This is a genomic window from Inhella inkyongensis, from assembly GCF_005952805.1.
GTDB classification, from domain to species: Bacteria; Pseudomonadota; Gammaproteobacteria; order Burkholderiales; family Burkholderiaceae_C; genus Inhella; species Inhella inkyongensis.
Window position 1 is genome coordinate 2,821,557 of record NZ_CP040709.1, and the last position, 23,627, is coordinate 2,845,183.

The 23,627-nt window shown below is 67.7% G+C and carries 22 protein-coding genes; 4 read left to right on the plus strand and 18 right to left on the minus strand.

All coding sequences use genetic code 11. From position 1 onward, the window contains the following. Nucleotides 1-630: 630 nt before the first annotated feature. Nucleotides 631-957 carry a YbaB/EbfC family nucleoid-associated protein gene (locus FF090_RS13360; protein ID WP_138857193.1) on the minus strand — a complete coding sequence of 109 codons (327 nt, stop codon included), beginning with the start codon at nucleotides 955-957 and terminating at the stop codon, nucleotides 631-633. Between the two features lie 2 nt (nucleotides 958-959). Further along, nucleotides 960-2,867 (minus strand): DNA polymerase III subunit gamma/tau, encoded by a 1,908-nt coding sequence (dnaX, locus tag FF090_RS13365; RefSeq protein ID WP_138857194.1) that lies wholly within the window; start codon nucleotides 2,865-2,867, stop codon nucleotides 960-962. A gap of 105 nt (nucleotides 2,868-2,972) precedes the next feature. Here dnaX and FF090_RS13370 point away from each other — a divergent pair, with 105 nt between their 5' ends. The 3 genes from FF090_RS13370 (at nucleotide 2,973) to FF090_RS13380 (ending at nucleotide 7,514) form a co-directional block, all read left to right on the plus strand. Then, on the plus strand, nucleotides 2,973-4,952 hold the full coding sequence (locus tag FF090_RS13370; RefSeq protein ID WP_138857195.1) for a S46 family peptidase: 1,980 nt from the start codon (nucleotides 2,973-2,975) through the stop codon (nucleotides 4,950-4,952). A 25-nt stretch (nucleotides 4,953-4,977) separates the two neighbouring features. Then, nucleotides 4,978-6,069 carry a primosomal protein N' (replication factor Y) - superfamily II helicase gene (locus FF090_RS13375; RefSeq protein WP_138857196.1) on the plus strand — a complete coding sequence of 364 codons (1,092 nt, stop codon included), beginning with the start codon at nucleotides 4,978-4,980 and terminating at the stop codon, nucleotides 6,067-6,069. 113 nt (nucleotides 6,070-6,182) lie between these two features. Next, entirely contained in the window at nucleotides 6,183-7,514 is a 1,332-nt protein-coding gene (locus FF090_RS13380; RefSeq protein ID WP_138857197.1) for an NAD(P)/FAD-dependent oxidoreductase, read from the plus strand. 3 nt (nucleotides 7,515-7,517) lie between these two features. On the opposite strand, the gene FF090_RS13385 is transcribed toward FF090_RS13380, so the two are convergent. From FF090_RS13385 to ppsA, 9 genes are all read right to left on the minus strand, one after another. Further along, entirely contained in the window at nucleotides 7,518-8,714 is a 1,197-nt protein-coding gene (locus FF090_RS13385; protein WP_138857198.1) for a BaiN/RdsA family NAD(P)/FAD-dependent oxidoreductase, read from the minus strand. A 31-nt stretch (nucleotides 8,715-8,745) separates the two neighbouring features. Further along, the gene (locus tag FF090_RS13390; protein ID WP_138857199.1) at nucleotides 8,746-10,071 is read right to left on the minus strand and encodes a DNA polymerase Y subunit UmuC family protein; all 1,326 of its coding nucleotides are present in this window, start codon (nucleotides 10,069-10,071) and stop codon (nucleotides 8,746-8,748) included. 3 nt (nucleotides 10,072-10,074) lie between these two features. After that, entirely contained in the window at nucleotides 10,075-11,028 is a 954-nt protein-coding gene (gene imuA / locus FF090_RS13395; protein ID WP_246071418.1) for a translesion DNA synthesis-associated protein ImuA, read from the minus strand. Nucleotides 11,029-11,199: 171 nt separating this feature from the next. Beyond that, nucleotides 11,200-12,615 carry a replicative DNA helicase gene (dnaB, locus tag FF090_RS13400; protein ID WP_138857200.1) on the minus strand — a complete coding sequence of 472 codons (1,416 nt, stop codon included), beginning with the start codon at nucleotides 12,613-12,615 and terminating at the stop codon, nucleotides 11,200-11,202. A 182-nt stretch (nucleotides 12,616-12,797) separates the two neighbouring features. Next, nucleotides 12,798-13,250 carry a 50S ribosomal protein L9 gene (rplI, locus tag FF090_RS13405; RefSeq protein WP_138857201.1) on the minus strand — a complete coding sequence of 151 codons (453 nt, stop codon included), beginning with the start codon at nucleotides 13,248-13,250 and terminating at the stop codon, nucleotides 12,798-12,800. Between the two features lie 18 nt (nucleotides 13,251-13,268). Then, the gene (gene rpsR, locus FF090_RS13410; RefSeq protein WP_138857202.1) at nucleotides 13,269-13,559 is read right to left on the minus strand and encodes a 30S ribosomal protein S18; all 291 of its coding nucleotides are present in this window, start codon (nucleotides 13,557-13,559) and stop codon (nucleotides 13,269-13,271) included. 30 nt (nucleotides 13,560-13,589) lie between these two features. Next, a complete protein-coding gene (priB, locus tag FF090_RS13415; protein WP_246071419.1) occupies nucleotides 13,590-13,868 on the minus strand; it encodes a primosomal replication protein N in 279 nt (92 codons plus the stop codon). Nucleotides 13,869-13,945: 77 nt separating this feature from the next. Further along, complete coding sequence (rpsF, locus tag FF090_RS13420; protein ID WP_138857204.1) at nucleotides 13,946-14,311, minus strand: 30S ribosomal protein S6; 366 nt, start codon at nucleotides 14,309-14,311, stop codon at nucleotides 13,946-13,948. Nucleotides 14,312-14,461: 150 nt separating this feature from the next. After that, nucleotides 14,462-16,861 (minus strand): phosphoenolpyruvate synthase, encoded by a 2,400-nt coding sequence (gene ppsA / locus FF090_RS13425; protein WP_138857205.1) that lies wholly within the window; start codon nucleotides 16,859-16,861, stop codon nucleotides 14,462-14,464. A 159-nt stretch (nucleotides 16,862-17,020) separates the two neighbouring features. Here ppsA and ppsR point away from each other — a divergent pair, with 159 nt between their 5' ends. Next, nucleotides 17,021-17,842, plus strand: a complete 822-nt coding sequence (gene ppsR / locus FF090_RS13430) for a posphoenolpyruvate synthetase regulatory kinase/phosphorylase PpsR (RefSeq protein WP_138857206.1) — start codon at nucleotides 17,021-17,023, stop codon at nucleotides 17,840-17,842. On the opposite strand, the gene pip is transcribed toward ppsR, so the two are convergent. Genes pip through lpxD form a run of 7 tightly spaced genes read right to left on the minus strand, consistent with a single transcriptional unit; the run spans nucleotide 17,836 to nucleotide 23,624 of the window. After that, the gene (pip, locus tag FF090_RS13435) at nucleotides 17,836-18,801 is read right to left on the minus strand and encodes a prolyl aminopeptidase (protein ID WP_138857207.1); all 966 of its coding nucleotides are present in this window, start codon (nucleotides 18,799-18,801) and stop codon (nucleotides 17,836-17,838) included. The genes ppsR and pip overlap by 7 nt on opposite strands. A gap of 1 nt (nucleotide 18,802) precedes the next feature. After that, nucleotides 18,803-19,591, minus strand: a complete 789-nt coding sequence (locus FF090_RS13440; RefSeq protein ID WP_138857208.1) for a TrmH family RNA methyltransferase — start codon at nucleotides 19,589-19,591, stop codon at nucleotides 18,803-18,805. Further along, the gene (rnhB, locus tag FF090_RS13445) at nucleotides 19,588-20,181 is read right to left on the minus strand and encodes a ribonuclease HII (protein ID WP_138858392.1); all 594 of its coding nucleotides are present in this window, start codon (nucleotides 20,179-20,181) and stop codon (nucleotides 19,588-19,590) included. The genes FF090_RS13440 and rnhB overlap by 4 nt, the downstream gene beginning before the upstream one ends. A gap of 25 nt (nucleotides 20,182-20,206) precedes the next feature. Beyond that, nucleotides 20,207-21,349: a lipid-A-disaccharide synthase gene (lpxB, locus tag FF090_RS13450; RefSeq protein ID WP_246071420.1), complete on the minus strand. Its 1,143-nt coding sequence runs from the start codon at nucleotides 21,347-21,349 to the stop codon at nucleotides 20,207-20,209. Next, nucleotides 21,346-22,128 carry an acyl-ACP--UDP-N-acetylglucosamine O-acyltransferase gene (lpxA, locus tag FF090_RS13455; protein WP_138857209.1) on the minus strand — a complete coding sequence of 261 codons (783 nt, stop codon included), beginning with the start codon at nucleotides 22,126-22,128 and terminating at the stop codon, nucleotides 21,346-21,348. Before lpxA ends, lpxB begins: the two co-directional genes overlap by 4 nt. Nucleotides 22,129-22,147: 19 nt before the next feature. Continuing rightward, nucleotides 22,148-22,582, minus strand: a complete 435-nt coding sequence (gene fabZ, locus FF090_RS13460; RefSeq protein ID WP_138857210.1) for a 3-hydroxyacyl-ACP dehydratase FabZ — start codon at nucleotides 22,580-22,582, stop codon at nucleotides 22,148-22,150. A gap of 1 nt (nucleotide 22,583) precedes the next feature. Next, nucleotides 22,584-23,624, minus strand: coding sequence for a UDP-3-O-(3-hydroxymyristoyl)glucosamine N-acyltransferase (lpxD, locus tag FF090_RS13465; RefSeq protein ID WP_138857211.1), 1,041 nt, complete (start codon nucleotides 23,622-23,624; stop codon nucleotides 22,584-22,586). Nucleotides 23,625-23,627: the final 3 nt, after the last annotated feature.

The following is a 23,627-nucleotide window of genomic DNA, read 5'->3' on the forward strand; positions in this document are numbered from 1 at the left end:
GGAAAGAGAAAGGCGACCCCCGATGCCGGCGCCGCTCGCCTGCGGCGATCGGTTCCCTGCGCTGCTCAGGTCTTGGGGGCGGCGCGGAACGCGCTGCGCTCGCAAGCTCGCTTCGCTTGAACGGCCGCGCCGAGTTTGTTGTGGTGGCGCGCTGCGCGCGCTCCCCCAAGCCCCTGCGCTGCTCGGCTTGGCATAGGGGGACCCCCAACAGCCAACAGCCGAATACCGAACAGCCCGGACTTCAATCGGCCGCTCCGTTTCTCGGGGTCCCCTATGCGCTGCCGAGAAGCGCAGCGACTGAGGGCGTGCGCGCCAGCGCACTTCCACTTCTGGCTCGGGGCGGCCGTTCAAACGCAGTGAGCGCAGCGAACGGAGTGCGTTCCGCCCCGTGCCCTCAGGCGCGAGCACCTGACGCCGGACACAAACAGCCCATGCGGGCTGTTTGTGCCTGCGGAAGGACAGCGCCTTTGGCGCTGGCGGCGGGGACCCCAGCCGCAGGCTGGGGCTGCGCATCGGGGTCGCCTTTCTCTTTCCCCCATTTCTCTTTGGCGAGACAAAGAGAAATGGGGTCGGGGTTCGGGGTTGAAGACCCCGAGGGCTTCCGCTCACAGCGCCAGGCCTATCAAAGGGTCAGAAGGGGAACTTCATCCCAGGCGGCAACGGCATCCCCGCCGTCAACTTGCCCATCTTCTCCTGCGAAGTCGCCTCAGCCCGCCGCACCGCGTCGTTGAAGGCCGCAGCCACCAGGTCCTCCAGCATGTCCTTGTCGTCGGCCAGCAGGCTGGGGTCGATCTGCACGCGACGCACGTCGTGCTTGCAGGTCATGGTGACCTTGACCAGGCCCGCGCCACTCTGGCCCTCGACCTCGATCGTGGCCAGCTCGTCCTGGGCGCGCTTGAGGTTGTCTTGCATGGCCTGGGCTTGCTTCATCAGGCCGGCCAGTTGGTTCTTCATCATGTTCAGTTCTCCGTCGTCGGGCGCAGCGTGCCGGGCACGATGCGCGTGGTTTCAAAGTGGCGCTTGAAGGCGGCCAATTCAGGGGATGCGGCGAGCAGGTTTTCGGCCCCGAGCTGCCGCTGACGCTGCGCTTCCTGCTCACGCAGGGCCGGGCTGTCGACCACGGGGCCGACCGTCAGTTCCAGCTGCACGCTTCCACCCGCCAGCTCGGCCAGTGCGGCCTCCAGCTTGGCCGGCCCGGGCGCCATGCGCAGGGCCTCGCTGCTGACCTGCAAATGCACCTGCCAGCCGCCCGGCCCGCGCTGCAGGCGCAGGCATTGAGCCTGCATGCCCAGCGTGCGAGCCATGGCCGTGACCTGGAGCTGGGCAAACAGCTCGGCCCACTCCTGTCCGGCTTGGGTGGGCTGCAGGCCAGTGCCTGCCGCCGCCGGGGTCGAGGCCTCGGGCGCTGGGGCGACGCTGGACGACCCGCCCGGCTCCTCCAGCTCCGTGTGCTCGAAGTCTGGCGCGGCGGCCGCCGCAGATTCCTCTTCAGGCGGTAGGTCCAGCCAGGGTGGGGGTTCGTCCGCGCCGGCACGGGCAGGCGCCGGCGCGGGGCTGGGCGCCGGCACGGGGGCAGGACGCGGCGCCGGCCCCGGATGCACCGGAGTCACAGGGCGAACCGGACTGACGGGCGCCACCGGCTCGATGCGGCGCGGGCTGGCCAGGGCCTCGGGGGCGGCAATCACCGGGGCAGGCCCGGGCATCGGCACCGTCAGGCGCGCAATCTCAGGGCTGCGGCGCAGGGCGGCACTGCTGGGCGCCGGGTCGCCGGCCGGTCGAAAGGCCAGCACGCGCAGCAGGATCATCAAGAGGCCGGCATGCTCGTCGGGGCTCAAGGAAAGCTCGGCACGGCCCTGCAGCAGCAAGGCATAGGCGAGCTGCAAGGTATCGGCCGGCCAGATGGCCGCCAGGCGCTGGGCCTCGGGGGTGTCGGGGTCCTGCCCGTCCAGCGCCGCCGGGGCCGCCTGGGCCAGTGCGACCAATTGCAGCCAACGCGCCAACTCGTCCAAGGCCCCCACGGCACCATGGCCGCTGGCGCGCAGGCCATCCACGCCGGCCACCAGGGCGGCGGCGTCGGCCACGGCCAGGGCGTCCAGCAGGTCCAGGGCCTGGGCGCGCGGCGTGCTGCCCAGCATGCCCAAAACCTGGGCCTCGGTAAGCTGCCCGCCGCCAAAGGCAATGGCCTGGTCGGTGAGCGAGAGCGCATCGCGCATCGAGCCGCGCGCGGCGCGGCCCAGCAACCTCAAGGCGCCGGCCTCGGCCGGGATGCCCTCAGTCTGCAGCACCGAGGCCAGATGCGCCGCCACCAGGGGCGGGCTCAAAGGACGCAGATTGAACTGCAAACAGCGGCTCAACACCGTCACCGGCACCTTTTGCGGGTCGGTGGTGGCGAGCACGAATTTCAGGTACTCGGGCGGCTCCTCCAGCGTCTTCAACATGGCGTTGAAGGCGTGGGTGCTGAGCATGTGCACCTCGTCGATCATGTAGACCTTGGTGCGGCCCATGACCGGCTTGTAGACCGCCTGATCCAGCAGCTGCGAAATCTCTTCCACGCCCCGGTTGCTGGCAGCGTCCAGCTCGACGTAATCGACAAAGCGGCCGGCATCGATGTCACGGCAGGCCGGACAGACGCCACAAGGGTCGGGCGTCATGCCGCCCTGGCCATCGGCACCGCGGCAGTTCAGGGCCTTGGCCAGGATGCGCGACACCGTGGTCTTGCCCACCCCGCGGGTGCCGGTGAACAAATAGGCGTGGTGCAGACGGCCGGTAGAGAGGGCGTTGCCCAGGGCCTGGGTCACATGCTCCTGGCCCACCAATTCCTGAAAGCGGCGCGGACGGTACTGACGGGCGAGGACTTGGGCGCTCATGAAGGGGCCAGCAAGGCGGGCAGGAAGTGAGGGCGGGATTCTAGGCAGGCCCCGCACCGGCCCGGCTGGCTATGCTCGCCGCCCTGTTCATCCGGGTATGCCGCCATGCGCGCACTGCTTCTCCTCCCCTTGCTGTTCAGCAGCGCCCAGGCCGCCGACGGCATGTGGCCCATGGACCGCCTGCCCATCGCCCCCCTGACCGAGCACCTGGGCCACGCGCCGACCCCGGTCTGGATCGCCAAGCTGCAAGGCGCCGCTGTGAATCTGGACGGTTCCTCAGGCTCGTTCGTCTCGCCCGAAGGCCTGGTGCTGACCAACCACCACGTGGTGAGCGACTGCATCGACCGCCTGACCAGCGCCCAGGACGACATCGCCACCCACGGCTTTGTGGCCGGCAAACGCCAAGATGAGCGCCCCTGCCCGGGCCAGACAGCCCGCGTGCTGGTGGGCATCGACCCGGTGCAGATCCCCGCCGAAGGTCCGGCGCGCGCCACGGCGCTGCAAAAGCTTGAGGCCAGCTGCCCGAAAAGCGAGCACTGCGAACTCGTCTCGCTGTACGGCGGCGCGGTGCAGCAGCGCTATCGCTACCTGCGCTTCACCGATGTGCGCCTGGTGATGGCCCCCGAGACCCAGGCCGCCAATTTCGGCGGCGACGACGACAACTTCGCCTACCCACGCTTTGCCTTCGACTTTGCGCTGCTGCGCATCTACCACCAGGGCAAGCCCTGGAAGAGCCCGCACTGGTTGCGCCCGGCCGCCAAGGCCCCGGACTTGGGCGATGCCGTCTTCGTGCCCGGCCACCCCTGGCGGACGGAGCGCCTGCTCACCCTGGCCCAGCTGCAAGCCCTGCGCGACGCGCAAATGCCCACCGAGATTGCGCTGGCCGAGCACGAACAGGCCCTGCTGCATCGCTACGCGCGCACCGGGCCTGAGGCCGCGCGTCAGGCGCTGGAGCCCATCAACGCGCTGGAAAACGGCCTCAAGGCCAGGCGCGGTGAGCTGGCCGCGCTGAAGGACCCAGAGATCTGGGCCGCCAAGGCCAAGGAAGAGGCCCTACTGCGCCGGCGGGCCGAGTCGGACGAGCCCTGGCTGCGCGCCGAAGCCGCCGCCAAGGCCCAGCAGCGCTTGATCCGCGAATTGCTCTTGATGCGCGGCCCTGCCGGCAGCGCGCTGGAAGACGCCCTGGCCCTGGCCGCGCTGCAGATGGAAGGCCAGCGCCCCAGCGGCCAGCGCCTGGAGGCCTTTGACGGCGCCGCCGTGCGCGAGTGGCAAGAGGCCCTGGCGGCCAGCCGCCCCTTCCACCCGGCCCTGGAACTGGAGCGCCTGAGCGGATTCATCGCCCGCGCCCAAGCCCATCTGGGCGCCAGCGACCCCTTTGTCCGCGCGCTGCTGGCCGGCCACGCCGAGCCGCAGGTGGCAGCCCGCCATTGGCTGCAGAACAGCCAGATCGGCGACGCCACCCAACGCGCTGCCTGGACGGCCCTGCCCGCCGACCGCTTCGCCACGCTGAGCGACCCCATGATCCAACTGGCGCGCAGCCTGCACCCGCTGCGCCGCAGCGTGATGGCGGCCTATGCGCGCGAAGTGACCGAACCGTTGCGCGCCAATGCCGATGCCCTGGCCCGCGCCCGCTGGCGCGTGCTGGGTGACGGCAGCCCGCCCGACGCCACGGGCACCCTGCGCCTGTCCTTCGGCCGCCATGCCGAAGTGGCTTTGGGCGGTGTGCGCCAGCCCTGGTTCACGACGTTGGAGGGCCTGTGGGCGCGTGCTGACGGATTTGCCGGCAAGCCGCCCTTCGACCTCGCCCCGCGCCTGGCCGCACTGCGCAAGACCCTGCCGGGTGCCACGGTGCTCAACAGCATCAACACCGCCGACATCATTGGCGGCAACTCGGGCTCACCGGCCGTCAATGCCCAGGGCGACTGGGTGGGCGTGGTGTTCGACGGCAATCTGGACTCCCTGGCCGGGCGCTTCGCCTTCGACGAGCGCGGCAACCGGGCGGTGATGGTGCACAGGGATGCCATCCGAATGGCGTTGCGGCAGGTTTATGCAGGCGGTCATTTGGCCCAAGAGATGGGACTTTGAGTCCGTGCAGTCTCCGTCTGAAGGGTTGACCACCAAAGCCAGCGCTGCCGCTCCCTGCAAGAGCTGCGGCGGCGTCTTGAACTTCGACCCCTCAGCCGGCCGACTGCGCTGCCATGGCTGTCAGAGTCTTCAAGATGAGCAGCCGGCTGTGGGGCACGCCGCAGTGCAGACCGAGGCGGATTTCGAAGCTGCTCTGCGGCGCGGCGCCGGTCAGGAGCCCGACTTGCCCACGCTGGTGCTGGACTGCCCGGGCTGTGGCGCCAGCCTTCGCTTTGAACCTCATGTGGTAGCGCATTGCTGCGCCTACTGCCAGACCCCGCTCACCGATGTGGAGGTCCAGCGCCGCCGACTGATCCAGCCCCAGGCACTGCTGCCCTTTGCCTTGGACGACAGCGCGGCCCGCACCGCATTTCGCCAATGGGTGTCCAGCCGCTGGTTTGCGCCGAACGCGTTGCAGGAACTGGTCAAGGCGCCACAAGCCGGCCGTGGCCATTACCTGGCCTGCTGGACCTTTGACGCCCACAGCCGCACCGACTACCAGGGGCAACGCGGCGACAACCGCACCGAAGAAAAGACGGTGCGCGATGCGCAAGGGCGCGAGCACACAGAACGCCGCACCGTCACAGACTGGACTTTTGTCAGCGGCCAAGTGCGTCTGCAGTTCGACGATGAACTCATCCTGGCCTCCAGCCGCCTGCCCGCCACCCAGCATGCGGTGCTGGACGGGATGGACCTGAGTGATCTGCGACCGCCCCAACCCGAGCTCTGGGCCGGCTTCACGGTGCAGGCCTATGACATCAACCTCACCGAGGGCTTTGCCCGTGCCCGCGAGCGCTTCGAGCAGCGCATCCATGAAGCCGTGTGCACCGATATCGGTGGCGACCAACAACGTGTCAGCCAGATCGACACGGAATACAGCGCGCTGCGTTACCGGCATGTGCTGCTGCCGGTATGGATTTACAGCTATCGCTGGCGAGGGCGTGCCATGCAGGTGGTGGTGAATGGGCGCAATGGCAGGGTGCTTGGGGAGCGTCCTTGGTCGGTTTGGAAGATTGGCTTTGCGGTGGTGGCCGTCCTGGCTCTAGGCGCGACCCTTTGGCTCGGCTCGCAGACTTAAGCCGAGACGAAGAACACGTTGGCGCGGGACGCACTCGCTGATTGCCCCAGCCTGGCGCTGGGACATTTCGCGGAATTGCTGCGCCGCAACAATCCCCGCCTAGGATGGCCGGCATGAGCCCAGACGTCGCCAGCAACACCCCGCGCATCCTCATCATCGGGTGCGGCTTTGGCGGCTTGGAAGCCGCCCGCGCCCTGAAGAACGCGCCGGTGCAGATCACCCTGGTGGACCGCACCAACCACCATCTCTTTCAGCCCCTTCTCTACCAAGTGGCCACGGCGGGCCTGCCGGCGCCATCGATTGCCGCGCCCATCCGGCACCTCTTCCGCCGTCAGCGCAATCTGCTGACCCTCAAGGCCTCGGTGGAAGACGTGGACCCGAAAGCCAAGGAGGTCGTTCTGGAGGACGGCCAGCGCCTGGGCTATGACCATCTGATCGTGGCCGCCGGCGCCACGCACAGCTATTTCGGCCACGACGACTGGGCGGCGCACGCGCCGGGGCTCAAGAGCCTGGACGATGCCTTTGAGATCCGCCGCCGGGTGCTGCTGGCCTTTGAGGCCGCCGAGCGCGAGCCCGACCCTTTGCGACGCGCCGCGCATCTGTGCTTCGTGATCATTGGCGCCGGGCCCACCGGGGTCGAGATGGCCGGTACCCTGGCCGAGATTGCCCGCCACACCTTGCCGGGCGAGTTCCGCCGCATCGACCCCGCCAGTGCCCGCGTGCTGCTGGTGGAAGGCGGGCCGCGCGTGCTGCAGACCATGCCCGAGTCCCTGAGCGAGAGCGCCCGCCGGCAGCTCAAAGCCCTGGGCGTCGAAGTCAAGCTGGGCACCCGGGTGCTGGACATCCACGCACAGGGCTTGCGCTGGGCAGATACCCAGGGCGAGCAGGAACTGGCCAGCCACTGCGTAATCTGGGCCGCCGGCGTGGCGGCCGTGCCGCTGGGGCGGCGCCTGGCCGAACGCTGCAGCGCCCCCACCGATCGTGCGGGTCGCGTGGTGGTGCAGCCCGATCTGAGCCTGGCGGGCCACCCCGAGATCCAAGTCATCGGCGACCTGGCCGCCGCGCAAAGCCCCGGGCCGGATGGCGCGCTGCGTCCGGTGCCCGGTGTATCCCCGGCCGCCAAACAGATGGGCCGACACGCCGCAGCCAATATCCGCCGCACCTTGGCCGGCCGGCCCGCCCTGCCCTTTCGCTACCGCGACTACGGCAACCTGGCCACCATCGGCCGCCACAGCGCCGTGGTCGACTTGGGCACCCCGCTGGGCCCCTGGCGCTTCTCGGGCTGGGCGGCCTGGGTGTTCTGGCTCTTCGCCCACATCTACTTCCTGATCGGCTTTCGCAACCGCCTGGTGGTGCTGCTGGACTGGGCCAGCGCCTACTGGACCTTCTCGCGCCCGGCACGAGTGGTCAGCGAGCGGGCCAGACAGACCGCCATCGGGGAGTAGCCCTTAGAGCCCCTGTGCACAAGCCGCGGCGCTGGCCCAGGCCCATTGGAAGTTGTAGCCCCCCAGCCAGCCGGTCACATCCACCACTTCGCCGATGAAGTGCAGGCCCGGGGTCAGGCGGCTGGCCATGGTCTGGGAGTCCAGATCCCGGGTGTCCACACCACCGGCCATCACCTCGGCCTTGCGCCAGCCCTCGGTGCCCATGGGTTGCACCGTCCAGCGGGTCAGACTCTCCACCAGGCGGGCGATGTCCTTGTCGCGCACATCGGGCATGGGCTTGTCGGCCGGCAGATCGTGCACCGCGAGCCAGGTCTGGGCCAGGCGTTCGGGCAGGTGCTGGGCCAGCTCGTTGCCGAACTTGCGCTGTGTGCGGCCCTTGGCCTGGCGCAGGGTGTCGGCCAGCGCGGGTGCGGCCAAGGCGATGCGGATCGGTGTGCCGGGCTGCCAGAAGCTGGAGATCTGCAGCACGCCCGGGCCGCTCAGACCCCGGTGGGTGAAGAGCAGGTCCTCCAAGAAGCGCGTGGTGTTCTTCTTGCCCTCGCCGGTCTCGATGTTCACTTCCAGCGACAGCCCGGCCAGCGCCGCAAAGGGTGCCCAGGCGTTGGGGTCGAAGGTCAAGGGCACCAGGGCCGGGCGTGGCTCGGCAATGCGGTGGCCGAACTGCTTGGCCAGCCGCAATCCCCAGTCGGTGGCGCCAATCTTGGGCACGGGCAGGCCCCCGGTGGCCACCACCACCTTGGCGGCGTGCACGGTGCCGCGCTGGGTGTCGAGTTCGAAGCCCCCCTCACCGCGTTGGCGCACGGCGGCCACGCTGCAGGGCTGCCAGCGCTCCACGCCGCCGGCGCCGCACTCGGCCAGCAGCATGCGGATGATCTGTTCGGCCGAGTCGTCGCAGAACAGCTGGCCGCGATGCTTTTCATGGAAGGCAATGCCGTGGCGCTGCACCAGCTCGATGAAATGCGCCGGCGTGTAGCGCGCCAGGGCCGAGCGGCAGTAGTGCGGGTTGCCGGAGAGGAAGTTGGCCGGCCCGACGTCGCGGTTGGTGAAGTTGCAGCGCCCGCCGCCGCTGATGCGAATTTTCTCGGCGACCTTGTCGGCGTGATCGATCAACAAGACCTTCAGGCCCCGCTGGCCGGCGATGCCGGCACAGAACAAACCGGCCGCGCCCGCGCCGACCACCACCACGTCATAGGAATGCATCGGCCGAATTATGGCCAGGGGGTTGGCACGCTCAGGCAAACAGGCCGTGCAAGAACCAGGTCGGTGCGGCGCCGCCCTGGCTGCGCTCGCGGTAGATCCACAGCAGGCCGGCGCGCAGGCCATGGGCCAGGTAGTAGTCGCGCCGACACGGGGGGCCGTCCCACCAGCCGGCCTCGATGCGCTGCGGCCCGGCCAGCAGGGTCAGCGGCCCCTGGTAGAGCGGCTGATCGCCCAGGGCATTCAAGGGCTGGGGGGGGTTGAGCAACCAGCTGGGCTGAGGCCACTGGGCCGGGGCTTCGGGGCGCGGCTGGGGCGGGCTGGGCTGGGGTGCGGCTTGCCAAGCCTGCCATTGCTGCTGATGCTCGGGGCGGTGATCGGACACCGCACGGGCCTGGCGCACATTGGCCGCACCCAGCCGCACCGAGAGCCGCGCCAGCAGCTCGTCCAGGCTTTCGCCATCGCCACGCTGGGCCTCGGTATCTTGCTGCGCATCGGGCAACAACAGACTCGCACTCAGCTCGGCCAAGGGCTCGGTGCGCTCGATGCGCAGCCACAAGTCGCTGACCGGCGCGGGCAGGCTCAGACGCTGCAGATGCTCGGCCAGCAGACGCTGCCAACTGCGCAGGCGGCGGTGGGGGGCACTGGCGGCCAGGCGAACCTCGCCACCGGGGCCCAGATCGCGAGCGCGCATGACGTCAAAGCGCCAGCCCAATTGCAGCTCAGCCGCCCCCGCATGGCGGGCCGCCAGCCACAGGCAGGCGGTTTGCAGCAGGGGCTGGGCGGCCTGCAACAGGGCCTGGGCTTGGTCACAGCGCTGCGGCAGTTCGCAGCGGATGTCGAAATGCTCGGGGGCCTGAACCCAGTCATGGGCCTCGGCGCCTTGGCCGAAGGCGGCATCGAGCTCGCGCAGCAGGGCCGGGCCCACGCGCCGCACCAGGGCCGCGCGCGGCAAGCGGCGCAAATCCCCCAGGCGGCGACAGCCCAGACCCGTCAGCAGGCCGAGCTGGGGCTGGGCGCTGGTGAGCACGCGCAGCGGCAGGGCCTCCAGCTGCGGCACCGTCGTGCCGGGCACGCTCTCCACCAATTCGCCCGGCGCGGCGGCGCGCGCCAACAGCAAGGCGGCGCGGCTGTGCGAGGCCCAGGCCAGACTGGCCTGGGCCTCGCCAATCAGCCCCTGCAACTCACTCAGCAAGCGCTGCTGCAGGCTGGCCTTGCCACCAAACAGGCGCAGGCTGGCCGAGAGCTCCAGCACCAGCGCTTCCTCCATCCGCGCTACCCGAGGCGTGTACTGCAGCGCCCACCACAGCAGGGCCTCGGGGCAGGCGCCCCCCCGACAGCGCAGGGCCAGCCAGAGCATGGCTCAGGCCTGCAGCGCGTGCGCCGGCCGCAGCACCGGCCGCACCGCCTGCGGAATGGGCATCACAGCGCGCAGCGTGGGCGGTGGGGCATGCAGCCACAGCGGGGTGTCCAGCGGCGGTCCGCGACGCTTGAGCAGCTCAACCTGCAGCTGCGTCCAATGCGGGCCGGGCCGCACCTGCAGGCGCAAGGGGGCAGCGGAATGCGAGGCCGCGTTGGCACTGGCATGGCAGACGAAGACCGGCGCGCGGCAGCCGGCCGCCAAGGTCTGCAGCCGCCGCAAGGCGGCCGCGCGCGGCGCCTGCAACCAGGCCAGCACGGCGCCCAATTCATCCGCATCGGCGCGCAGGGCCTGCTCGAGTGCCCATTGGCGCTGCAGGGGATCGGGCGCCTGCACCCACAGGCAGTCGCCCACTGCCAGACCCCAGGCCGCCAAGCCTTGGGGATGGGGCTCGTACGGCGGCTGGATCAAGAGCAGACGCCGCCCCCCCTGCACCAGCCGCTTGAGCACCGGCGCCAGCAGCCGCCACTCCACATGGCCGGCCTGAGGGGCCAGCAGCAATTCGGTCAGCGCACGCGTGGGCCAGCCGCCGCCGGGCAATTCAGCGTCCAGCAACGCATGCCCACTGGGCCAGCAGCGCGCCGCCGTCAGCCCCAGGGCTTGGCCGCGCCACAGGCTGGGATGGCGCTGCAGCAGGGCCGCCACGGCGGCGGAACTGGGCGGCTCTGTGGGAACGAGTGCGGGGATGGAGATGACCGGCGCCGCGGCATCCGGGCGAGGTCGCGCCTGCGGCGGCAGCGGCAAGGCGCCCTCCACGGCCAGGGGCGGCCCACCAGGGCGCAACACCGGACGCGACGCCCGCTCCAGCGTCCGCATGGCCACCCGCTGACGCTCGCGCCGCGTGGGCAGGCGCAGCGGCTCACCAAACAAATCCAACAGCGGAGGAGCAAGAGACACGGGGGACGGACCTGGCGCGCCGCCATCCGGCGCAGCCTCAGAATACTGTTTTTATATACAGTATTCTAGGTCGACCGCAACATCGATCAAGTGCCACCGTGGAGCCGGCTCCGCCGGGCCACTGGTGGCGCCCCCTTGAGGGGGAGGCGCCGCAGGCGCTTCGGGGGTGGGTTAATACTCAGCAGCTCCGCCCTGGTAGTCGGGGGCGAGATTCTCGAACTTGGTGTGCATGCGCTGGAAGCCCAGCTCCACCGTGCCCACCGGGCCGTTACGCTGCTTGGCGATGATGATTTCGGCCACGCCCGGCTTCTTGCACTCTTCCTTGGTGTAGTACTCGTCGCGGTAGATGAACATGATGATGTCGGCGTCCTGCTCGATGGCGCCGGATTCGCGCAGGTCGGACATCATGGGGCGCTTGTCCGGGCGCTGCTCGACCGAGCGGTTGAGCTGCGAGAGCGCGATCACCGGGCACTTCAGCTCCTTGGCCAGGGCCTTCATGCCGCGCGAGATCTCACCCAGCACGGTGGCCCGGTTTTCCTCGTTACCGCCCTCGCCCGCCATCAGCTGCAGGTAGTCGATGATGATCAGGCCGAGCTGACCACACTCGCGCGCCTGGCGCCGCGCGCGCGCGCGCACCTCGGAAGGGGAAAGGCCCGGGCTCTCGTCGATGAACATGGGCGCGCGGCCCAGGCGCTCGACGGCCTCCATCATGCGGCCCCACTCGTCGTCGGTGAGCTTGCCGGTGCGCAGATGGCTCTGGTCCACCCGACCGATGGAGCCCACCATACGCAGCGCCAGCTGGGCGGCGCCCATTTCCATGGAGAACACCAGCACCGGCAGGCCTTCGTTGACGGCCACATGCTCGCCAATGTTCAGTGCGAAGGCGGTCTTGCCCATCGAGGGGCGGGCGGCCAGCACGATCATGTCGCCGCCCTGCAGGCCGGCGGTCATGCGGTCCAGGTCGTAAAAGCCCGTGCGCACGCCGGTGACGTCGGCGGCACCGCTCTCGGCCAGTTCGTTGACGCGACCCATCAGGTCGACCATCAGCTTGTCCATGCGGAACCAGCCCTGACCACCGCGATTGCCTTCCTCACCGATGCGCAGGATCTTGCTCTCGGCATCGTCCAGGATGGCCGACACGGTGCGCCCCTGCGGCGCCAACGCGGCCTGGGCGATCTCGTCGCTGGCGGTGACAAGCTTGCGCAGCACCGAGCGCTCACGCACGATTTCCGCATAGCGGCGCAGGTTCGCCGCGCTGGGCACGGCCTGGGCCAGGGCGTTCAGATAGGCCAGGCCGCCGCAGTCCTCGGCCTTGCCCTGCATGCCTAAGTCTTCATTGACCGTGATGACGTCGGCGGGCTTGCCGGCCACGATCAGGCGCCCGATGGCGGCAAAGATCAGCTTGTGCTCAAGGCGATAGAAGTCGCCCTCCTGCACCACTTCGGCCGCGCGATCCCAGGCGCTGTTGTCGATCAGCAGGCCACCCAGCACCGATTGCTCGGCCTCAATGGAGTGCGGCGGCACGCGTAGGCGGGCCAGGTCGTCTTCACGCGCCAGGGTCGGCGAAAAGGAGGGAGAGGCTGACATCGGATCGGACGCGCTGTGGATAAACCTGGGGGCAGGTGGTGGTCAAACGGTGGAGATCGCGGGATAACTGGGGCCGGAAACGGACAAGGCCGAGATCCTTGCGGATCTCGGCCTTGAATTTCGGCTTCTAGGCCGGAGTCTGCCAGTCAGTGTGCCGGGTTCAACCGGCAACACCAGCGGGTTTACTCGGCAGCGGCCACCACGTGAACGTGGATGTCCACCACGACGTCCGAGTGCAGGCCAACCTGCAGCGCGAATTCGCCGGTGTGCTTGAGCGGACCGTTGGGCAGACGAACCATGGCCTTGACCACGTCCATGCCTTGCGCCTTGATGGCATCAGCGACGTCGGCGTTGGTGACCGAACCGAACAGGCGGCCGTCCACACCGGCCTTCTGGGCCACGGTGATGGTCTTGCCAGCCAGCTTCTCGCCCAGGGCTTGGGCGGCGGCCAGCTTCTCGGCGGCGATCTTTTCCAGTTCGGCGCGCTTGGCTTCGAATTCCTTGATCGCGGTCTCGGTGGCGCGACGCGCTTGCTTGGTCGGGATCAGGAAGTTACGGGCGTAGCCGTCCTTGACCTTGACGATGTCGCCCAGGTTGCCCAGGTTTGCGACCTTTTCCAGCAGGATGATTTGCATGTTTGGTACTCCCTCGCCTTAGGCCTTGTGCTGGTCGCTGTAGGGCAGCAGAGCCAGGAAACGAGCGCGCTTGATGGCGGTGGTCAGCTGACGCTGGAAGATGGCACGGGTGCCGGTCAGACGGGCCGGGGTGATCTTGCCGTTCTCGGCGATGAAATCACGCAGGGTGTCCACGTCCTTGTAATCGATCTGCTTGACACCGGTGACGGTGAAGCGGCAGAAACGCTTGCGGCGGAACAGCAGCGATTGCTGGTTGCGCTTGGGCTTCTTGTCCTTGGAGAAGCGACCCTTACCACGGGAAATTGCCATGATGGACCTCAGAGATTCGTACTGTTGATGTCAGGTGTTCGCCGGAGTCACTGCGGTGATATGCATCACCACGCCCTTGCCGTTGCGCGCCGGGGCCAGAAATCCGCTCCAAAGAGCAAGGCTTTCGGCCGGTACGGCTTGCAGCTGCTGCGCCAGCGGCCCGATGGCCACGGCCCGGATTTGAAGCTCGACTTGACGGGGCTTGCCCGCCTCCACCGCGTTGCCGCGATGCTCAAGTGTCAGATCCAGTGCCGGCAAACCGGCCGGCGTGTATCGCAGTGCTGCGCGCTCCACCCACTGCGCGCTCAAGGTCAGGGTATTGACCGAATGCGCGGTGGCTGGCGACTCAGGGGGTTGCAGTCAGACTCCTTTGCGCTAGCCAGGAATTAGGCAGCGGCGGCTTCTTGGTGGGTCTTGCGCGACTCTTCGCGCTCAACCACCTTCATCATCACGGAAGGGGTGGTCTCGGCCACGTCCTTCTTGATGGTCAGGTGACGCAGCACGGCGTCGTTGTAGCGGAAGCCGGTCTCGAGCTCAGCCAGGATTTCCTTGGTGGTCTCGATGTTCAGGCACACATAGTGGGCCTTGGCCAGCTTCTGGATCATGTAGGCCAGCTGACGGCGGCCCCAGTCCTCGACGCGGTGCACCTGGCCGCCGGCGGCGGTGACGATGCCCTTGTAGCGCTCCAGCATGGCCGGAACTTGTTCGCTTTGATCCGGGTGGATCAGCAGCACGATTTCGTAGTGACGCATAAAAACTCCTTGTGGATTCCACCCGAGAGGGTGAGGAAGCTGGACCCGGCGTCGAATTCAAGGCCCAGCAAGGTGAAGCCCGCCAGTATAGCCGGCTTGCGCCGGTTACGGGCGGGCTCAATTCAGGCGGCCGCAGCCGCGCCGCGTGACTTACTTGGCGCCAGCCAGACGCGTCCAGGTCTCGACCACGCTGTCGGGGTTCAGCGAGATCGAGGTGATGCCCTCGGCAGCCAGCCAGTCGGCGAAGTCCGGGTGGTCGCTGGGGCCTTGGCCGCAGATGCCGATGTACTTGCCGGTGGCGCGGCAGGCATTGATGGCGCGGCTGATCAGGCTGCGCACGGCCGGATCGCGCTCGTCAAAGTCGCCGGCCAGCTGTTCCAGGCCCGAATCGCGGTCCAGACCCAAGGTCAGCTGGGTCAAGTCGTTGGAGCCGATGGACATGCCATCGAAATGCTCGAGAAACTGATCGGCCAGGATGGCGTTGCTGGGCACCTCGCACATCATGATGACGCGCAGGCCATCCACCCCGCGCTTGAGGCCGCGCTCGGCCAGCATGCCCACCACGCGCTCGGCCTGCTTCACCGTCCGCACAAAGGGCACCATGATTTCCACGTTGGTGAGACCCATGTCCTGGCGAACCCGGCGCAGGGCCTCGCACTCCATCGCGAAGGCATCTGAGAAGTCGCCGCTGATGTAGCGGCTGGCCCCACGGAAGCCCAGCATCGGGTTTTCCTCATCGGGCTCGTAGCGCGAACCGCCGATCAGCTTGCGGTACTCATTGCTCTTGAAATCCGAGAGCCGCACGATCACCGGGCGCGGGTAGAAGGCAGCGGCGATGGTGGCCACGCCTTCGGCCAGCTTGTCCACATAAAAGGCGCGCGGGCTGCTGTGGCCGCGCGCCACGCTCTCCACGGCCTTCTTCAGGTCGGCATCGATGGCGGGATAGTCCAGGATGGCCTTGGGGTGGACGCCGATGTTGTTGTTGATGATGAACTCCAACCGCGCCAGACCCACGCCACCCGAGGGCATCTGGGCGAAGTTGAAAGCCAGCTGGGGGTTGCCCACATTCATCATGATCTTGACCGGGCAATAGGGCAGCTCACGCTGCTGCACCTCAGTGACCTCGGCCTCGATCAGGCCCTCGTAGACGAAGCCGGTGTCCCCTTCCGAGCAGGCCACGGTAACGAGTTGGCCATCCTTGAGCTTGTCGGTCGCATCGTGGCAGCCCACCACGGCGGGGATACCCAGTTCACGCGCAATGATGGCCGCGTGGCAGGTGCGCCCACCCCGGTTGGTGACGATCGCCGAAGCGCGCTTCATCACCGGCTCCCAGTTCGGGTCGGTCATGTCGGTGACCAGCACATCACCGGGCTGCACGCGCTCCATCTCGGCGGTGCTTTCCACCAGGCGCACCGGGCCCGTACCCACCTTCTGACCGATGGCCCGTCCTTCCACGAGGACCACGCTGTCCTTGCCGGCCTTGAGGCGATAGCGGTGCTCGACCTGGCTCTGGCTCTTCACCGTTTCGGGGCGAGCCTGCAGGATGTAGAGCTGACCGTCCACACCGTCCTTGCCCCACTCGATGTCCATCGCGCGGCCGTAGTGCTTCTCGATGATCAACGCGTACTTCGACAGCTCGATCACATCGGCGTCGGTGAGCGAATAGCGGTTGCGCAGCTCGACCGGGGTGTCCTCGGTCTTGACCAGGCGGCCAGACTCGGCGCGTTCGGCCTCGCTGGCAAAGCCCATGCGGATCAGTTTGCTGCCCAGGTTGCGGCGGATGATGGGTAGCAAGCCCTTGTTCAGGGCAGGCTTGAAGACATAGAACTCGTCCGGGTTCACGGCGCCCTGCACCACGGTCTCGCCCAAGCCGTAGCTGCTGGTGATGAAAACCACGTCCTTGAAGCCGGACTCGGTGTCGATGGTGAACATCACGCCCGAACTGCCCAGATCCGAGCGCACCATGCGCTGGATGCCGGCCGACAGCGCCACATGGCTGTGCGTGAAGCCCTTGTGCACGCGGTAGCTGATGGCGCGATCGTTATAGAGCGAGGCAAAGACCTCACGCACCTTGTGCAGGATGTCCTCGATGCCGATCACGTTGAGGAAGGTTTCCTGCTGGCCGGCAAAGCTGGCATCGGGCAGGTCCTCGGCGGTGGCCGAACTGCGCACCGCGAAGGTCGCCCCCGGATGCCCCTCGACCAGGGCGGCGTAGCTGGCACGGATGTCCGCCTCCAACTCCGCCGGGAAAGCCTGGGCCATCACCCAGCCACGGATCTCGGCGCCGGCCTCGGCCAAGGCGCGCACATCGTCGGCGTTCAGGGCGTCGAGCCTGGCGTGGATGCGTTGGTCCAGGCCACCGGCCTGCAGGAACTCGCGAAAGGCATGGGCCGTGGTGGCAAAACCGCCCGGCACCCGCACGCCGGACTCGGCCAGCTGCGAAATCATCTCCCCGAGGCTGGCATTCTTGCCACCCACGGTTTCGACGTCTTCGTTTCTCAAATGCTCAAAAGGCACGACCCGGGCGGTCGGCGCAAAGCGTGCAGACATGGAACAACTCCTCGATGGTGAAAAACCTGGGGTCGGTTCGCCTGCTCTGCAGCGCTGTTGTTGTTCTTGGGAATCCGCAGCGGGCGGCCGACAAGATGGCGGGCATTCTAGGGATCACCCGCAGGGCTACGATCTGAAGATCACGAACCCGAGCTCTAAATGACCGACCGCACCGTCTACTTCCTGTCAGATGGCACCGGCATCACCGCCGAGACCTTTGGCAACTCCATCCTGGCGCAGTTCGCCATCAAGCCGCGCCACGTGCGCCGCCCCTTCATCGACACCGTGGACAAGGCCCACGAGGTGGTGCGCGAGATCAATGGCGTGGCCGAAGCCACGGGGCAGCGCGCGGTGGTATTCGCCACCCTGGTCAACAAAGAGGTGTTGGCGGTGGTACGCGAACACTGCCAGGCCCAGGTGCTGGACATGTTCGGCATGTTCATCGTGCCGCTGGAAGAGGAGTTCCAGCTCAAGAGCAACCACCGCGTGGGCCGCTTTGGCGACGCCGCCAAGAGCCAGGAGTACCACGAGCGCATCGAGGCCATCAACTTCTCGCTCGCACACGACGACGGCCAATCCGCCAAGAACCTGGCCAGTGCCGATGTGATCCTGGTGGGTGTGTCGCGCTCGGGCAAGACGCCGACCTCGCTGTATCTCGCCATGCAGCATGGCATCAAGGCGGCGAACTACCCGCTGATCCCCGAGGACTTCGAGCGCGGCCGACTGCCCGATGCGCTCAAGGTCTACAAGGCCAAGTGTTTTGGCCTGACCATCGATCCGGATCGGCTCTCGCAGATTCGCAACGAGCGCCGCCCAGGCAGCAAGTACGCCGACTTCGGCAACTGCCGCTACGAAGTGGCCGAGGCCGAATCGATGATGAAGCGCGAGGGCATTGCGTGGCTCTCCAGCACGCACAAGTCGATTGAGGAAATCGCGACGACCATCCTCAGAGACATCCGCCCCGACCGGCTGATTTATTGATCAAACCGGCCGCTGCGCGCGAAGCGGTCGGTCGCCTGCACCAGGGCCTGGGCAATGCCAGGCTCGTAGGAAGTGTGACCGGCGTCGTCGATGACTTGCAGCACGCTGCCCGGCCAGGCATCGTGCAGGGCGTAGGCATAGCGCAGCGGGCAGATCACGTCGTAGCGCCCATGCACGATGAAGGCGGGCAGGTGGCGGATGCGCGCCATCTCGTCCAGCAACTGATTGGGGCGCAGGAAAGCCTGGTGCTTGAAGTAGTGCGACTCCAGCCGACCAATGCCCAGGGCGACGGCGTCTTGCTCAAAGTTGTCGCCATTGACCGGATCGGGCCGCAGCGCGATGCAGCTGCCCTCGTAGCGGCTCCAGGCCCGCGCGGCCGGCAGGTTGAGGGCGGGGTCGTCGCTTTCCATGCGACGACAGTAGGCGGCCAACAGGTCGCCGCGCTCTGCAGGCATCACATGCCCGGCAAAGGCTTCCCACTCGCGCGGGAAGTTGTTGCGCATGCCATAGAGCCACCAATGAAGTTCTTCCTGCGACACCAGCCAGATGCCGCGCAGGACCAGGCCCAGACAGCGCTCAGGATGGGCCTGGGCATAGGCCAGGGCCAGGGTGGACCCCCAGGAGCCGCCGAACACCAGCCAGCGCTCAAAGCCCAGTAGCTCGCGCAGGCGCTCGATATCGGCGATCAGGCTGGGCAGGTCGTTCTCGCGCGTCTCGCCCAGCGGGGTGGAACGCCCCGCGCCGCGCTGGTCGAACAAGGCCACGTGGTAGCGCGACGCATCAAAAAAGCGCCGGCTGGTGGGCGAGATCCCCGCCCCCGGCCCGCCATGCAGGAACACGGCCGGGATGCCCTGCGGATTGCCGCAGGTCTCCCAATACAGCTCGTGCAAGGGGCTGACGCGCAGGCGGCCGCTGCGCAAGGGCTCGGTGGGTGGATGCAGCACGTCGTCGAGGGTCATCTCAGGCCTTCAGTTGCCGGCGCAGGCTTTCGTAAAGACAGATGGCCGCGGCGGCCGCCACATTCAAGGACTCTTCTCCGCCAGGCTGCGGTATGGACACCGTGGTCTGACAGCGCGCCAACAAGCTGGCGGATACGCCCTGCCCTTCGTGTCCGAAGACCCAGGCGCAAGGATGAGGCAAGTCCATCGCATGCAACTCGGCATCCGCATGGCTGCTGGTCGCCAACAGGGGCACCTGCAAGGCGGCGAGTTCGGCCTCGCTGGCCCCCTCCACCAGATGCAGGCCGAAATGCGCGCCCATGGCTGCCCGCAGCACCTTGGGCGACCCCAAAGCCGCACAGCCCTTGAGCGCCACCACCTGGCGCACGCCCAAGGCCGCCGCCGAACGCAGCAGGGTGCCGACATTGCCGGCGTCCTGTACCCGGTCCAACACCACGGTGGCGACATCGGGTAATAGCGCCCGGCCCGGTGCCCACGCCAGCGTGGCGCCGATCTGCGTGCTGGACGGCAGGCCGCTGACGCTCTCAAACAGCTTGGTCGGCACCACCAGCACGCGCGGCGCACGCAGCGCCAGCTCACGCCAGTCGGCGCTTTGGTGCATGGCGTCCTCGCTGATCAGCACCTGGTTGGGCACCAAGCCCCGCGCCAGCGCGGCACGGATCAGGTGGTCGCCATCCAGCCAGATCTGACCCTGCTCACGATAGGCGGCACTCTCGCGCGCCAGGGTCTTGAGGCTTTTCAGCGTGGCGTTGGCCGCCGACTCGATGCGCAGCACTTGGGGCGAGGTCATCGCAGCCCTCCGATCAATTCACGCACCGGGCCAAAGCTGCGCCGATGCCAAGGCCCAGGCCCATGCAGGCGCAAGGCCGCCAGATGCTCGGCCGTGGGGTAGCCCTTGTGGGCACCGAAACCGTACTCGGGATACTCGGCGTGGATGGCCGCACACCAGGCGTCACGATGCACCTTGGCCAGGATGGAGGCCGCCGAAATGGCCGGCACCGTGGCGTCACCCTTCACAATGGTGCGCACCGGCTGCTCCAGCAGGGGCGCACGGTTGCCATCCACCCAGACCAGGCCGGGCTTGAGCCGCAGCCCGGCCACCGCGCGCTGCATCGCGAGCATCGTGGCCTGCAGGATGTTGAGACGATCGATCTCTTCGACGCTGGCCTCGGCCACCGAAATGCACAGCGCGTGCGCGCGGATCGCATCGGCCAACTGCTCGCGCTTCTTGGCGGTGAGTGCCTTGGAATCGGCCAGACCCGCGATCGGATGATCGGGGTCCAAGATGACGGCCGCCGCCACCACCGGGCCGGCCAAGGGGCCCCGGCCGGCCTCATCCACGCCGGCCAGCAGCGCGGCCGCCGGCTCGGGGGCGAACAGGTCGGGGGTGAAAGGTTGGTCGCCCTCAGGCGCCCAGGGTCTGCGCAATCGCGTCACAACACAGGGTGGCCGTATCGGCCTTCAAAGAATCGTAAATCTCGCGGCAGCGCGCCCGCATCGCCTGGGCTGCGGCGGCATCGTCCAGCCAGGCCTGCGCAGCACGGGCCAGCGCTTCGGGCTCACAGTCATCCTGCAGGCATTCGGGCACCAAAAAGTCGCGCGCCAGGATATTGGGCAGACCGACCCAGGGCTGCAGCTGCTTGGACTTCATGCGCCGGTAGTTGGACGGGCTGAGCCGATAGCCAATGACCTGCGGACACTGCAGCAAGGCCGCCTCCAAGGTGGCGGTGCCGCTGGCCACCAGAGCGACATCGGCGGCAGCCAGAACCTCGTGCGCGCGGCCCTCCAGCAATTGCAGGTCCAGGTCCGGCGCCAGCTGGGCGCAAAGCGCCTGCACCTGGGAGCGCCGCCCCGGCGCCAGGGGCAGCATCACTTTCAACCCAGGATGTCTGCGCTGCAGCAAGACCGCTGCGCGCACAAAGGCGGGGCCAACCCACTCGATCTCACTGGCGCGGCTGCCCGGCAGCAAGGCCAGCACGGCAGCCCCTTCAGCCAGGCCCAGCGCGGCGCGGGCTGATAGACGAGGCGGCTCGGGCGGCAGCAGGCTGGTCAGCGGATGACCGACAAAGGTCGCCGGCACGCCGCCCTGGCGCAGGATCTCGGGCTCGAAGGGGAAGAGACAGAGCACATGGTTGGCAGCCGCGCGGATCTTGTGGATGCGTTCGGGCCGCCAGGCCCAGATCGAAGGGCACACGTAATGCAGGGTCTTGATGCCGCCCGCGCGCAATCGCTGCTCAAGTCCGAGATTGAAGTCAGGGGCATCGATGCCGATGAAGCAGTCCGGCCGTTCCTTCAACCAACGCGAGCCCGCGCGGCGGCGGATCCACAGCAACTCGGGCAGGCGCTTGAGCGCATCGGCATAACCAAACACCGACAGGCGCTCGGACGGCCACCAGGCCTCAACCCCCAGCGCCTGCATCTTGGGGCCGGCGATGCCCTGCGCTTGCAGGCCTGGCCAACGCCCCTGAAGGGACTGGACCAGGCTGGCGCCAATCAGATCGCCGGAGGCTTCGCCGGCAATCAGACCGACCCGCTGCAGGCCACTCACCGCACCAAGCCGCGCTTCGAGTGGGTGAGGAAGTCCTGCATCAACTGGATGTCCTCGTCGCCCCCCTGACCCCGCAGGGTGTCGATCTCGGCGCGTGCCTGCTCCAGCGTCAGCGACTGGCGGAACATCAGCTTGTGCATCTGGCGGATCACAGTGAGCCGCGCCGGCGTGAAGTCACGGCGCTTCAGGCCGGTCAAGTTCACGGCCCGCACCGACAGCGGGTTGCCATCCACGGTCATGTAGGGCGCCACGTCTTGCGAGACATGGGCTTGGAAACCCACCATGGCATGGGCGCCAATGTGCACGAACTGATGCACACCCGTCAGCCCGCCAATCACCGCCCAATCGCCCACATGCACATGGCCTGCCAACGTAGCGCCATTGGCCAGCACGCAGTGGTCACCCAGCACCACGTCGTGGGCCAGGTGCACATAGGCCATCACCCAGTTGTCAGAGCCGACGCGGGTAATGCCCTCTTCCTTGTGCGTGCCGGTACTGAAGGTGCAGTACTGGAACACGGTGTTGCGGTCGCCAACCACCAACTCGGTGACTTCGTTGCCATGGCTCATGTCCTGCGGCATGCAACCAATCGAACTGTGCGAATGGAAACGGTTGTCGCAGCCGATGGTGGTGCGGCCCTCGATCACGCAATGCGACCCGATGACCGTGCGCGCGCCAATGCGCACCTCGGGACCGATCAGCGCGTAGGGACCGACGACGACCGAACTGTCCAGTTCGGCGCGTGGGTCAACCAGAGCAGTGGCGTGAATCTGAGTCATGGGCGTGGGTCCGCGTGGATCAGCCAATCCGGCGCATGGTGCACATCAGCTCGGCTTCAGCGGCGAGTTCCTCGCCGATGAAGCACTTACCGGTGAACTTGTAGATGCCGGCCTTGGCACGAGTCAACTCCACGTCCAGGATCATCTGATCACCCGGCTCCACCGGGCGCTTGAAGCGCGCGGCATCAATGCCTGCGAAGTAAACCACGCTCTTGTCGTCCAACACGGTGTCCGCACTGTGCAGGGCCAGTAAGGTGGCCGCCTGGGCCATGGACTCCAGGATCATCACGCCGGGCATCACCGGCCGGTGGGGGAAGTGCCCCAGAAACTGCGGTTCGTTGATGGAGACGTTCTTGATGGCGCGAATGCGCTGCTTGTCCACCGACAGCACCCGATCCACCAGCAGGATGGGATAGCGATGCGGCAGGCGCTTGAGGATCTCGTGGATGTCCATATCAGGTCTTTTCTGGGGGCCGCTCCAGGGCGCGAACGCGCTCACGCAGCTTGAAGAGCTGGCGCAAGGTGACCGCGTTCTTTTCCCAAGAGCTGTGTTCGTCGAGCGGAAAAATGCCGGTGTACATGCCGGGCTTGAGAATGGATTTGGTGACCACCGAGCAGGCAGAGATGTGCACGCCGTCAGCCAGCGTCAAGTGGCCGATCACCTTGGCGTCACCCGCCAGCGTGCAGTGCTTGCCAATGCGCGTGCTACCCGCCACCGCCGCGCAGCCCGCCATCACCGTGTGCGCGCCGACAAAGACGTTGTGGGCGATGTGAACCAGGTTGTCGAGCTTGACGCCCTCTTCGATGACGGTGTCATCCAAGGCGCCCCGGTCGATCGTGCAGTTGGCACCGATCTCGACGTCATCGCCAATCAGCACGCGACCCAGCTGCTCGATCTTGACCCAGCGCCCCTGCTCCGGCGCAAAGCCAAAGCCGTCTGAACCAATCACGCTGCCGCTGTGCACGATGCAGCGTGCCCCCAGCTCACAGCGCTCGCCAACCGTCACATGGGCGGCCAGCCGGCAGCGATCGCCCACTTTGGCCTGGGCGCCAATCACGGTATGGGCACCGATGAAGCTGCCCGCACCGACTCGCGCACCCGACTCGATGACGGCAAATGCGCCCAGATGCACACCCTCGCCCAGCTGGGCCTCGGGGTGCACATAGGCTGTGGGATGGCGCGTGGCGGGCTCTTGCGCACGCTGACGCGCCAGCCACCACTGGCTGAGGCGGGCGTAGTAAAGGTAGGGGTCCGTGGTGACGATCAGCGCCGACTGCTGCGCAGCCTCGCTCGCCAAGGAGGGCGGCACGATCAAGGCGCCGGCCCGACAAGCCCGCATGGCCGCGGCGTGTTTGGCACCGGTCACGAAAGCAATGTGATCCGGCCCCGCCGAGGTCAAGCTGGCCAGACCCTGCAAGGGCGTGGCGCCGTCACCCACCAATTCGCCGCCGAGCGCCTCGACCAACTCGGCCAGCCGAAGCGTGCCAGCGGTCACGGA